This window comes from Paenibacillus sp. sg306046, assembly GCF_059821225.1.
The window spans coordinates 391,511-403,196 of record NZ_JCAMRT010000001.1; the positions used below are offsets into that span (position 1 = coordinate 391,511).

General features: G+C 55.6%; 13 protein-coding genes and 1 riboswitch. All 13 genes read right to left on the reverse strand.

Annotated features, from left to right (window positions below; translation table 11 throughout):
• Window positions 1-105: 105 nt before the first annotated feature.
• Window positions 106-1,149, reverse strand: a complete 1,044-nt coding sequence (locus AC6ROY_RS01645; protein ID WP_500098210.1) for a FecCD family ABC transporter permease — start codon at window positions 1,147-1,149, stop codon at window positions 106-108.
• Window positions 1,150-2,175: an ABC transporter substrate-binding protein gene (locus AC6ROY_RS01650; RefSeq protein ID WP_500098211.1), complete on the reverse strand. Its 1,026-nt coding sequence runs from the start codon at window positions 2,173-2,175 to the stop codon at window positions 1,150-1,152.
• A 217-nt stretch (window positions 2,176-2,392) separates the two neighbouring features.
• Window positions 2,393-2,608: riboswitch (cobalamin riboswitch) on the reverse strand.
• Between the two features lie 73 nt (window positions 2,609-2,681).
• Complete coding sequence (locus AC6ROY_RS01655) at window positions 2,682-3,245, reverse strand: hypothetical protein (RefSeq protein ID WP_500098212.1); 564 nt, start codon at window positions 3,243-3,245, stop codon at window positions 2,682-2,684.
• A 257-nt stretch (window positions 3,246-3,502) separates the two neighbouring features.
• The gene (locus tag AC6ROY_RS01660; protein WP_500098213.1) at window positions 3,503-4,174 is read right to left on the reverse strand and encodes a hypothetical protein; all 672 of its coding nucleotides are present in this window, start codon (window positions 4,172-4,174) and stop codon (window positions 3,503-3,505) included.
• Between the two features lie 243 nt (window positions 4,175-4,417).
• Entirely contained in the window at window positions 4,418-4,684 is a 267-nt protein-coding gene (locus tag AC6ROY_RS01665) for an aspartyl-phosphate phosphatase Spo0E family protein (RefSeq protein WP_500098214.1), read from the reverse strand.
• A gap of 132 nt (window positions 4,685-4,816) precedes the next feature.
• Entirely contained in the window at window positions 4,817-6,022 is a 1,206-nt protein-coding gene (locus AC6ROY_RS01670) for an aminotransferase class I/II-fold pyridoxal phosphate-dependent enzyme (RefSeq protein WP_500098215.1), read from the reverse strand.
• Window positions 6,023-6,037: 15 nt separating this feature from the next.
• The gene (locus AC6ROY_RS01675) at window positions 6,038-6,529 is read right to left on the reverse strand and encodes an Lrp/AsnC family transcriptional regulator (protein WP_500098216.1); all 492 of its coding nucleotides are present in this window, start codon (window positions 6,527-6,529) and stop codon (window positions 6,038-6,040) included.
• A gap of 138 nt (window positions 6,530-6,667) precedes the next feature.
• Entirely contained in the window at window positions 6,668-6,985 is a 318-nt protein-coding gene (locus AC6ROY_RS01680) for a hypothetical protein (protein ID WP_500098217.1), read from the reverse strand.
• A 218-nt stretch (window positions 6,986-7,203) separates the two neighbouring features.
• Entirely contained in the window at window positions 7,204-8,130 is a 927-nt protein-coding gene (gene cysK / locus AC6ROY_RS01685; protein ID WP_500098218.1) for a cysteine synthase A, read from the reverse strand.
• Window positions 8,131-8,235: 105 nt separating this feature from the next.
• The gene (locus AC6ROY_RS01690; RefSeq protein WP_500098219.1) at window positions 8,236-9,573 is read right to left on the reverse strand and encodes an MFS transporter; all 1,338 of its coding nucleotides are present in this window, start codon (window positions 9,571-9,573) and stop codon (window positions 8,236-8,238) included.
• A 196-nt stretch (window positions 9,574-9,769) separates the two neighbouring features.
• Window positions 9,770-10,270, reverse strand: a complete 501-nt coding sequence (locus tag AC6ROY_RS01695; RefSeq protein WP_500098220.1) for a hypothetical protein — start codon at window positions 10,268-10,270, stop codon at window positions 9,770-9,772.
• Between the two features lie 163 nt (window positions 10,271-10,433).
• Complete coding sequence (locus tag AC6ROY_RS01700; RefSeq protein ID WP_500098290.1) at window positions 10,434-10,853, reverse strand: DUF350 domain-containing protein; 420 nt, start codon at window positions 10,851-10,853, stop codon at window positions 10,434-10,436.
• Between the two features lie 120 nt (window positions 10,854-10,973).
• Window positions 10,974-11,651, reverse strand: a complete 678-nt coding sequence (locus AC6ROY_RS01705; protein ID WP_500098221.1) for a PspA/IM30 family protein — start codon at window positions 11,649-11,651, stop codon at window positions 10,974-10,976.
• Window positions 11,652-11,686 lie beyond the last annotated feature (35 nt).

Genomic DNA, 11,686 nt, shown 5'->3' on the forward strand with positions numbered 1-11,686 from the left:
TAGCTTCCCTTTTGCTCCTTGTGGCTGCCTCTGACTGGCCCAGGCTACCACGACCACTATGAACCGCCGCTTAATGCTCCGATTGCCCCGCGTGCGCCTGCCCGCTCAAGCTCCCTGATCACGTGCCAGTCGCTTGCGCCGCTTCAACAAATACGCGAAAAACGGAGCGCCCATAAATGCGGTTACGACACCAAGCGGAATTTCGGTAGGCGCCAGCAGCGTCCGGGCCAGCGTGTCGGCCAGCAGCACATAAATCGCGCCCCCGATGACGGACAGCGGCAGCAGCAAGCGGTAATCGGGGCCGACCAGCAGCCGCAGCAAATGAGGCACCAGCAGCCCGACGAAGCCCACAACTCCGGCCACCGACACCGCAGCCGCCGTAATTAACGTCGAAGCTACCAGCACCACCAGCTTCGTCCGCTCCACCGGCACCCCCAGATGGGCGGCCTGCCGTTCACCGAGCGCAAACAAATTCATCGCCCGGCCATAGCCGAGCAGCAGCAGCAGCCCCGCCGCCAAATACGGGAGCAGCAGCAGCGAATATGACCAGCCGCGCAACGCGAGACTACCCATCAGCCAAAAAATAATTTCATTAATCACCTGCTTGGACATCGACACCATCAAGGACACGATCGCCGATAAAAACGCCTGCAGCACCACACCCGATAAAATAACCGTCTCGATCTTCAGCTTCCCGTCCGTCCGGGCCAGCAGCAGCACGAGCAGCAGCGACACAGCGCCTGTGCAGAAGGCAACCGCAGGCACGCTCCATTCGCCCAGCGCATATTGCAGTCCAAATAAAATAAGAAAGGAAGCGCCGACGGACGCTCCCGAGGACACGCCCAGCGTGTACGGATCAGCCAGCGGATTGCGCAGCACGCCCTGGAAGGCCGCGCCGGCCAGCCCAAGCGCCGCCCCCACCAGCATACCGAGCACAATCCGGGGCAGCCGCACCTTCCAGACGATCTGCTCCGAGGAAGCCGGCCAAGCCGCTTCAACCCGCCCGTCCATGCCTGGGAAGTGATGAAGCAGAATGCTCCAGACATGAACAAACGGCACCCGGACCGAGCCAACCGACAACGCGATCGTAACGACAAGCAGCAGCAGTCCAAGCGCAGCCAGCCCCCAGCCGATCAGCTTTTTTTTCATTTACTTCACCAATTCAGGATAAATGCCCTTGGCAATTTCCTTCAAGCCCTCCGTAATTCGCGGACCGGGACGAACTGTCGTATCCTTATCCACGCCGGCCAGCCTGCCGTCCTTCACGGCGTCGATTTTCTCCCAGCCGCTGCGCTCGCGAATAAGCTGATCCAGCGTTTTTTTCGAGCTGTCATCAATCAGATTACGCGGGTAAAGAATGACCTTCGGATTTTCGGCGATAACCTTCTCCTCGCTCAGCTTGACATACCCTTTCTCCGACGCATACACATTGATGCCGCCCGCGATGTCGATCAGCTCGCTCAGAAATTCGCCGGAACCAACCGTCCAGCCTGGAGAAAATTCGATCAGCACCTTCTTTTTTTCCTCCGGGTTCAGCCCCTTCACCGCGTCAACGACCTGCTGCCGGTCCGCCTTCATCTGATCGACCAGCTTTTGCGCCTCCGCCTGACGGTCGAAAATTTGCCCCATCAGCAGCAAATTGTTCATCACATCATCAACCGTCTTCGGCTGCACCTGGAACAAATTGACCTTCAGCTCCCGCAGCTTCTCCACGGTCGGCAGCTTCATCGACACCCCGGTCAGCGTCAGGTCCGCACCCGCGCCGATCAAGGCTTCTTCATTGGGCTTCGTGATGCTGCCAAGCTTGGGCTTGCTCTTCGCTTCAGCCGGATAATCGCAATAATCGGATACCCCGACTACCTTGCTGCCCAGGCCAAGCGCAAACAGCATCTCCGTCTCGCTCGGCGAAGTGGACGCAATCCGCTCCGGAGCCTTCTCAAACACAAACTCCTTGCCCGTCGCATCCGTCACCTTGAGCGGGTAAGCGGTTCGCTTCGTCTGCGCTGCGCCTTGCTGCGCGCCACTTTCCGCTTTGGGCGGATCGACCAATACGCCGGGGTTGGGCGCATTGGTCGGCGGAGCCTTGTCTCCGCAAGCGGCAAGCGTTGCCGCGAGCGCCAAGCCCAGCACAGCGTTCAGCAGCTTGCGGCTTCTTTTTTTCAACAGATGATCCATCCTTATTCTCACTCCTACCTTGTGCATTTCGTTAAGCTGATCCCACCCTGGCATGCCCCCGTTTACAACAAAAGCCAGACAAAAAAACCTCTGCCTGCGGACCAAAGTCCAGAGCAGAGGACAGACTTCTACGCGCCGGTCCGTCTTCGGGCATCCTTTACCCGCCGACCAACCAGTCACCGCCTTGTCACTGCCGCTCCCTTTCCTCGAAAGGAACTAGCCGTACCGGCGGCGGGCAGGTCTCCTGACTTACGGACTCCTTGCCGGCTCCCCGCCTTCCCATCGTCGCTGGCCGCGCCGACAGTGGCATGTGGGGAGCTTATCGTCCGATTACAGTGGCGGGACCGCGCCGGATTTTAACCGGCTTCCCTTTTAACCCGAAGACTTCTCCGTTGCCGTGTCGTCTCCGGGCACCCGTGCCGTATTTCATGTCATACCATTTGTTTATAGCCGTCAGCCAAGCCTTCGCAAGCTCTTGTCGCATTACGTCGGTCCGAGCCGATCCGCTACTTCTGGGCAATGTGCTTCATCACCAGCTTGGCCTTCTCAATATCCTTCGCATTCTGCGGAATAAACGCATACAAATCCTTGCCATTCAGCTTCAGCTCCGTAAACCACTTCGTCTGTTCCAGCGGAATGCCATACAGATGCTTTTCCAGCTTGGGAGCAGGCTTGTCCGCCGCCTTCGAAGACTTGCTGTCCCGATCCTCGATCGGAACCTCCAGCACTCCGTCCGGGAAGTCCGCCGCGCTCGCCAGCTCATCCAGCGGCACGAAGCCTCCCTGCATCCCCAGACCCTTGAATTGCTCGCCTGGAACGACAATGATCCCGTTTTCCCCAGCAGCAATTTCAACGATTAATTTTTCCATTGAAAACATCGGCGATGCCGAAATCGACACGGTTGGCGTTTCCCCTACATTGGCAACAAGCGCCGTTTGCAGCTTCTCCGCCACTTCGCCCGGAATTCCGGTTTTCGAGATCATAAACATCGGCACATCCGCCTTCGGTCCGCCGCAGCCCGCGAGCACCAGCAGCAAGCCTATACAGAGCAGCCAGCATCCTTTCCTCAAGACCCGTTCCCTCCATCCGACAAGTTTGTCAGCTAAGTATGCAATCCGCTTAACCTTCTCATCGACCTATCTTACCATATCGGATTCCTTCGGATCAAAATTATTTCGGCAGAAAGCGCTTGAGCGGTCTGAACTGAAAAAAAGAATAAGCACGCCTATTTTGGATAGGATGCTTATTCCTTTAAAGCGACCGACCGATTGCTTGCTGTCACTAGCCGAAGGCTGTCCGGCAAAAGCTCTGCAGCGAGCTTTCATGTTCACGCTGTGTTTTCCCTCGCGACGCCCTGCTTGTTTTTCTCCAGCAGCCATACCACCCCCCATAACGCCAGACTCGCTATAACCGCCACGATCGCTGATCCACCCGCATGCAGCAGCAAAATCGGAGCCCACAATATACCGAGCGTGCGATGCGCCACCCGCATCCATTTGTTGCGAATTTTGTTCAGGAACAGACCGTACCCGGCGAGCGTCAGCAGAATCACAAATCCGGCCAGGCCGGAATAAATATCACGGCTCCCCGGCTTCGCAATGAGAAAATAAACGCCATGAGCTGCAACGGCCAGCAGCGTCAGCCAGCCCAGCAGCTTATGAGCCGCGTACAGCAGCTTCCCCGCTTTTCGCACCAGCAGCGACGGAGATTTCAGCTTTTTCTTGAACCAGAACCAGGAGAAGCTGACCGCGCCCAAGCCTACAGCAACCGTGCCTATGTTTTTGAACCACGCCTGGATACCTCCTGGTCCCGCTTCGCCGCCTGTCGGCGGGCGCATACCGCCTCCACCGCCTCCAGCCCCGCCACCTTCAGGCGGTCGCATACCGCCCATGCCGCCGCCGCCCGGAGGCGCCGACATGAAGTAAACGTACACGACTAGCGCGATCGCTGCCGCAACCGCCACAATGGCCGGAATCCATACCTTCTTGTTAGACTTCATCAAACCGCACCTTTCCCCATCGAATTACCTCTACTGTAATCCATCAAGATGAGCATACGATGAAACTTGGCTGAAAATCAGCTGAATGTATGACCGCCGGCTCTTCACTATGGATCAGCCTAGCTTACCCAACCAACAAAAAAAACACTCCCGGTATCGAGTGTTCTACGAGTCTTCCTATAGCTGTTACGCCGGTTCCGGCATCACCGTCCCATTTCCCCGCAACGCGCAAGAAGCCGCTTCTCAGCGGCCTCTACGGTGTGCTTTCATATATTCATTGATTTTAATATCCAATTCCATACTAATCTCGACCACTCGGGGAGAAGTCAAACTGCTGCCATCCTGAACGAGCGCTTCCAGCTCCTTGCGCAGCCGGTAAATGTCATCTTCTAAGGACGCAGATGATGAGGTTGCATTTCGTTTTCCAAACATCCACTTGGCTTTGCTTTCGTTCTCATGAATCCATCCGATTTGCAGGTGCTGCCGAAGCCGATATTCCGGAAAAGCCATAATTCATCCCTCCCAGTTCCCGAATCTTTAGACCCATAGAAGAAAAGCCTCATAAATGATTAAACCTATGAAACTTCCATGTATCTAACATACCAGTTTTGGGAGAACTTGAAAATGGCTTTTTTTGTCGAATCACATTTTTTTCATAAAATTTCCAATCCGGTCGAACGCTTCCGTCAGCTGGCTGACCGAATAGGCGTAAGAACAGCGCAGAAAGCCTTCTCCGCCGAGTCCGAATACGTCGCCGGGAACTGCCGCCACCTTGCCCTCCAGCAGCAAGCGGGTCGCAAATTGCTCGGAAGTGAGACCTGTTGCCTGTATGGACGGAAACGCATAAAACGCGCCCTGAGGCTCATGGCACGGAAGACCGACCTCCCGGAAGCCCTGGACAACGAGCCGTCTGCGTTGATTGTAGGACTCCACCATACGGTCCTTCTCTTCCATCCCGTTCCGCAGCGCCTCAAGTGCAGCCACTTGACCCATAGACGGCGCACACATAATCGTGTATTGATGGATTTTGAGCATCCCCGCAATCAGCTCGCGGTGCGCGCACACATAACCCATCCGCCAGCCGGTCATCGCAAACGACTTGGAGAAGCCGCTGACCAAAATCGTCCGGTCGCGCATCCCCGGCATCGAGGCGAAGCTGACGTGCTTCTGCCCGTAAGTCAGCTCAGCGTAAATTTCATCGGAAATGACAAGCAGATCGTGCTCCTCCACAAGCTTTGCGATCGGCAGCCAATCGTCGTAAGTCATGATGCCCCCGGTCGGATTGCTTGGGTAGCACAAAATCAGTACCTTCGAACGCGGCGTAATGGCGGCCTTCAACGACTCCGGCGTCAGCTTGAACTTATCCTTGGCGAACGTCTCGATGCCGACAGGCACGCCGCCGCTGAACTTCGCAATCGGTGAATACGTGATATACGTCGGCTCAGGCACCAGCACCTCATCGCCCGGCGATACAAGCGCCCGCAGCGCCAGATCAATCGCCTCGCTGCCCCCTACTGTGACAAGCACCTCGTCTTTCGGCTCATACTCCACCTGGAACGAGCTATGCAAATAGTCGGCAATCGCCTCACGCAGCTCCGGCAACCCCGAATTCGGCGTATACTTCGTATTGCCCCGCTCCAGCGCATACACGCAAGCGTCGCGCACATGCCACGGGGTGCTGAAATCCGGCTCGCCGACGCCGAGCGAAATAATATCTTTACTGCCCACGGCCAGGTCAAAAAATTTACGGATGCCTGAAGGAGGTATCTGCTGAACGACCGGGGTCAAATAACTGCTGAGGGATCGGGAACGAGGGGACTGTCCCTCTGTTTGCTTCTGCTCTATCATCGTTCTCAGCGTCCTTTACGGCGAAATTAACAGACGATGGTCATCCTCATGGTCCTCGAAGGTGACCCCGTCCTGCTTATATTTTTTTAGAATAAAGTGCGTCTTGGTCGATAACACCCGATCAATCGGCGACAGCTTGTTGGAGACAAACGAAGCGACCTCCTTGAGCGTCTTGCCTTCGATTTCGACGAGCAGATCGTAGGCGCCCGACATCAGGTAGACGGATTTCACTTCCGGATATAAGTAGATCCGTTCCGCAATCGCGTCGAAGCCGCGGCCGCGTTCCGGCGTAATTTGTACCTCGATTAAAGCCGTTACCTTTTCATTGTCCACTTTGGCCCAATTCACGACCGTTGCGTATTTCACGATCACGTTCGCTTCCTCAAGCTCCTTGATCGCCGCCGCCACCTCCGCCTCCGTCGCCCCCAGCAAGGTTGCAATCAGTGCAGGGCTACGACGCGCATCTTCTTTCAGCAGCTCAAGAATTTTCATTTTGAATTGTTCCATGAATTCATCCTCCTGACCCAAGGTCATACATCCAAGCATAAAGCTTCAACCGCTTTTGCTTATCTCCCCATATTACACCTAACGACGGGTGCTGGTAAAGAAAAAAAAGCCTCCTGAGCGGAGGCCGGGTGAAGCTCCTTACAAGCAGGCGTGAACAGCCGCCGGAGCGGGCCGGGCAGCCACCTTAAGCAGCTTGCTCATGTAGGTGTCCAACTCACGTCCCTCGTAGCCGGGCAGAATGGCAAACCTTAAAGCCGCAGCGTTGTAATCCTGATCCTGACAAATCCCAAGACCGACCAAACGGTCCTGATCATAAGCTGCGATCACCGGGCTGCCGCCGTGGCGAAGCGTATCATATTCGAAGGCTTGCAGGACAGATGCCTGACCGGCCATAGCTGCGATCAATTGACGAACGTGCGCCTCGCACGGCAATTCGTTATGCAAAGCAATTTTCATGATCTCAGGTCCCTCCCAGGGAAAGGCTTGCGGACGCTTCGAACGTCCTGATAATTATTATTATACAATATAATGAATAAATATTCAAATCATTTCAGAGAGATTCCCCTGATATCATCGCGATGAACCATTCGCCCCGCAGCAAAAACCCGGCTCCCTCCGAGGAAACCGGGTCGATCGATGAGCAAGCAAGCCGTCAGGCCGCGCTATGCGCCATTTTAGAAAATATCCATGCTCAAATACCGTTCGCCTGTATCCGGCGCAATACACAGCACCCGCTTGCCGGAGCCAAGCTTGCGGGCAACCTGCAGCCCCGTCCAGACGGAAGCGCCCGCAGACGGGCCGACCAAAATTCCTTCCAGGCTAGCTAGCTGCCGCATCGTGCGCAGCGCATCGTCGTCGCTGACCTGTACGATTTCATCATAAATTGACGTATTCAATATCGCCGGCACGAAGCCGGGGCTTGTCCCGACAAGCTTATGCGGGCCTGGCTCCCCTCCGGACAGCACGGGCGAGCCTTGCGGCTCCACGACGTAAATTTGCAGCTCAGGCCATGCTTTGCGCAGCTCCTCTCCGGTTCCGGTAATCGTGCCGCCGGTGCCGGAGGTGGCGACAAAGGCATCCAGTCGGCCTGCCATCTGCTCGACAATTTCCGGCGCTGTCGTTATCCGGTGAATATCGGGATTCGCCTGATTTTCAAACTGCTGCGGAATAAAGCTTCCAGGAATTTGGTCCCGCAGCTCCTGCGCCTTGCGAATGGCGCCGGGCATCCGCTCGGCCGCTGGCGTCAGCACCACTTCGGAGCCGTACGCCTTCAAAATGTTAATGCGCTCCTTGCTCATATTGTCCGGCATAATGAGAATCGCTTTATACCCTTTGGCTGCCGCATTCATCGCGAGTCCGATCCCCGTATTGCCGCTCGTCGGCTCGATAATCGTCGCCCCCGGCTGCAGCTTGCCCGCGAGCTCCGCCTGCAAAATCAGATTGTACGCCGCACGGTCCTTCACGCTGCCGCTCGGATTAAAATATTCCAGCTTCACGTACAGCTCCGCGTCTTGCTCCCCAGTCAGCCTGCGGACCCGGACCGCCGGTGTATCCCCGATCAGCTCGGTTATGCTATTTACCATCAATGCTCGTCTGTTCATCTCGCAACTGCTCCCTTCCCGTCCTTGCCCTGGAATAAATATCCGTTTTGCTATCGGTTTAATTGTTAAGGACGGGAGCGGGATTGTCAAGATATTCGGCTCTGCTCAGGCCGCCTCCGCCTTGCGCATAAAATAATAAGCAAACAGCGGCGAGCTGCCCACCACGAGCAGCAGCAGATTCATGATCAGCGGTGAATTGGTTTGCGACACAACCGCGATAAACAGCGACGTGCCGAGCAGCCGGCCCGCATTCAGCGCCAGCTCGCGCATCACGATATATTCCTCGCGGCGTTTTGCGCTTTCCTCATCCTTGCCGATCAGATCAAACACAATCGTCGTCATCGGGATGCCGTACAAAGGATAAAAAATCGCCGCCCCGACCCCGAACATCAGCAGCGTCGTAAAGTTGACCTTCCAGAAAAACGGGAGCAAAATGGCCACCAGCATCACGACTCCGATCAGCATCGCCTGCCTGCGGAATCGCGGCTTCAAATATTTTCCGGCCAGCATAAAACAAACAAGCGCCACCGCGGAAGAAATGAACGCAAAGTTGCCAAGCTTCATTTCATTGCCGGTATGCACATACACCAGCAGCCCAATCATAAATCCAAACACGCCTTCCCGCACACCCTGGGCAACGAGCGCAAGCCCTACCGGCCGCCAAGCCGTATCCTTTTGCCGCAGGCAGTTCCAGGTCAGCAGCCATTCGTATGAACCTGCCGTCTGACGTTTTTTCAGAAAAAAACTGACGATCGCCCCCAGCACAAACACAATAAGCGATAAGGTAAAAATTAGACGGTAGCCTTGCACCGCGTCCATCCGAACGATCAAAAAGCCGGAAATCCACGGCGCGATCATGCCGGCCCCTGAACCCAGCAAGCCCGCCCATCCGTTAAAGCGGTCGCGGCTGTCCGGCTCGGTCACCTCGAAGTAGACGACATTAAAGGCCAGCCAAAAAAATCCGGCCGCAATCCCCTGCACCGCGCCCAGCAGCGCGAAATAAGCAACCGCTCGCTCGCCAAGCCCTAGCACCAGCATGTAAAATAGCGCGGAGAAGGCCACTCCGGCCCGCAAGCAGTTCATCTTGTTGCGCTCCTTCACCCACTTGCCAGCCAGCCAGAAGGTGAGCGCCATCGCGATATAATGAACTAGCGTAAACCAGCCGATAACAGTGAAATCGTGCTTGGCCTTCCACAAGTAGACGTGAACAAATGTACCGGACAACGCGTTGCCCGCGGAAAACAAGCCGTTTACCGCCAGCAGCAGCTTGGACTGGCCGTCGAGCCGCCCGCCCTGATTGCGGGAGCGACCGCCCGCCTCCTGACCTTGTCGGCCGCTTCCCTGCTGCTGGCTCTCCTGATCAGACCATGGCCTTGGCCTGCCTGCTTCCTCGCCCCTGACGCGTGCGCCAAACGGGGGAAATTGCTTCGATCCGGTATGCATGCCCTCAACCCTATCCCCTTGGAATGTGTTAGTTAACGTACCCCATTTCCGGGGAATGCATGACCAGAGGGCAAAAAAAGGATCTCATCCTCCACTTTGCAGTAGAGCTTGAGATCCTTTCGTTTGGAAAGCGGGACGTTGCCTGTCATACGAACACTTCAAGGATAGCCCCTGCTGTTCCTGTTCGTCACCCAAGCTATGCCGTGCCGCCAACCTCGCGGAGCAGCTGTATCATGGCCAGCCGATCCGTCTCCGACAACAGCTGCTCCACCTTAAAGCAGGAGGGGCATACATACACCTGCGCGGTAAATCCGGCGGTCAGCAGCGGTTTACCGGCCGCTTGATGCACAAACGGCTGGAACGCAGCCGCAGCCGGCTGGACACCCGCCAGCAGCATGAAGCTGTGGCAAGCCGGGCATTCCGGCGCTTCCTCCTGCTGGTCAAGCAGCCGCTGGGCGCCTTCTTCGTAATCGTCCAGCCCCTCAAGCTGACTTTCATCGAACTCCTCGTAGTCATCCAAGCTGTCGTCTTCATCCTCATCTTCCTCGGCAGACGATTCGAACGGCTTCAAGGGAATGCTGCGGTAATCGCCCAGCTCATTCAAGCAGTGGGGGCAGGCTGATTCCGGTCCGATCTCCGGGTCCCAACTAATTTCCGTTTGACACCATGGGCAAATTTGATCCTGCGGATGAGCCAACCTTCATTCCTCCTCAGACCCGGCGTCCGTCAAGCGAACACCGGACTCGCTTCCTTACGCATAATTAATAAAATAGTAAACGCCCGCGCCCAAAAAAACAAGCGCAAGCGCAAGCAAAATTCCCCATAAATAATTCACGCCGAACACCTCGTCGCTGCAAAAATTAAGTCACGCTGGCCCCGATCACATACGACAGCGAAACGGACAAAATCATGGAGATCAGCCCTACGGCCCGATTATCCTGCTGAATTTGCTCGTCGATTTTGAAGAAGGGGGTCAAAAATTCGAAGATGAAATAAGCGATCAGCAGCAGCACGAACCCGTAGGCGGCCCAGGTCAGCGAGATGAGCAAGGAATCGTTATTCAAAATCGCGAAGCGGAAAATATTGCAAATCCCGAAAATTTTCCCGCCGGTCGCCATGGCTACCGCCACATTGCCTTTCTTGATTTCATCCCAGTCCTTATACTTGGTCACCAGCTCGAAAATAGCCAGAAAGACGACTAGCGCCAGCACCGCCACCGAAAAAAACGCTAATGTTTCCACGTAGGGATTGCCCATAATCAGGTCCACCTTCTCATTCATCATGATCGAATTTCACCTTGCCCTTCTGGTAAGCTCCGGAAACAACCGAAGAGACTGAAGGCTTGACGTCCTTCAGTCTCTGTGAATCCGCTCTGGTCTTCCGCTAAGGGGACCGGGCCGTTACCCTTGCTTCTTGGCGGCCAGCCTTGCCCGCAGGGCAGCCAGCTCGTCATCGACACCATCATTTTTGACCAGCTCGTTCAGCTCGTCATCCAGACTTCTGCCCTTGGAGCGCAATTCGCTGCTTGCTTCCGCTTCCGCTTCAAGCTGCAGCACCTTCTCGCTCATCCGGTCAAAGCCTTTGGCCGCGTTATCCGTGCCGAAGCCGGACATCGCCTGGTTGATCTGCTTCTGCGCCTTGGCTGCTTCCGCACGCGCAACCAGCACATCTTTTTTGTTTTTCATTTTGGTGAATTCATCTTTCATTTCAGACAGCTGATTGCGCAGACGATCCGCATTTTGCTTGGCCGTATCGAACTGAACCTTCATCTCATCATAACGAAGCTGGTGGTCCTTCTTGTCCTTCAGCGCGCGGCGAGCCAAGTCCTCGTTGCCCGCCTCAAGCGCCTTGAGCGCCTGCTCTTCGCGCTTCTGCACCATTTCCAATGCTTCTTCAACCTGCTGTTTGAATTTTTTCTCAATCGCAATCTGCTTGGCTACCGCGATCTCCGCTTCCTGAATATCGGCTTCCATATCACGCAGGAACTGGTTCAGCATCTTAACAGGATCTTCCGCTTTGTCGAGCAGATCATTGATCGAAGCCATCGTCAAATCGCGAAATCGTTTAAAAATTCCCATTGTAGTTCCTCCCAGAATTTAAATGATTAGCCTAT

Excerpts from the sequence above, each read along its gene's own strand:
- cysK (WP_500098218.1), bottom strand. The coding sequence starts at position 8,130 with ATGAACAGACGAGCATTGATGGTAAATAGCATAACCGAGCTGATCGGG.
- AC6ROY_RS01680 (WP_500098217.1), bottom strand. The coding sequence starts at position 6,985 with ATGAAAATTGCTTTGCATAACGAATTGCCGTGCGAGGCGCACGTTCGT.
- AC6ROY_RS01675 (WP_500098216.1), bottom strand. The coding sequence starts at position 6,529 with ATGGAACAATTCAAAATGAAAATTCTTGAGCTGCTGAAAGAAGATGCG.
- AC6ROY_RS01690 (WP_500098219.1), bottom strand. The coding sequence starts at position 9,573 with ATGCATACCGGATCGAAGCAATTTCCCCCGTTTGGCGCACGCGTCAGG.
- AC6ROY_RS01665 (WP_500098214.1), bottom strand. The coding sequence starts at position 4,684 with ATGGCTTTTCCGGAATATCGGCTTCGGCAGCACCTGCAAATCGGATGG.
- AC6ROY_RS01670 (WP_500098215.1), bottom strand. The coding sequence starts at position 6,022 with ATGATAGAGCAGAAGCAAACAGAGGGACAGTCCCCTCGTTCCCGATCC.
- AC6ROY_RS01700 (WP_500098290.1), bottom strand. The coding sequence starts at position 10,853 with ATGAATGAGAAGGTGGACCTGATTATGGGCAATCCCTACGTGGAAACA.
- AC6ROY_RS01660 (WP_500098213.1), bottom strand. The coding sequence starts at position 4,174 with ATGAAGTCTAACAAGAAGGTATGGATTCCGGCCATTGTGGCGGTTGCG.
- AC6ROY_RS01705 (WP_500098221.1), bottom strand. The coding sequence starts at position 11,651 with ATGGGAATTTTTAAACGATTTCGCGATTTGACGATGGCTTCGATCAAT.
- AC6ROY_RS01650 (WP_500098211.1), bottom strand. The coding sequence starts at position 2,175 with ATGGATCATCTGTTGAAAAAAAGAAGCCGCAAGCTGCTGAACGCTGTG.
- AC6ROY_RS01645 (WP_500098210.1), bottom strand. The coding sequence starts at position 1,149 with ATGAAAAAAAAGCTGATCGGCTGGGGGCTGGCTGCGCTTGGACTGCTG.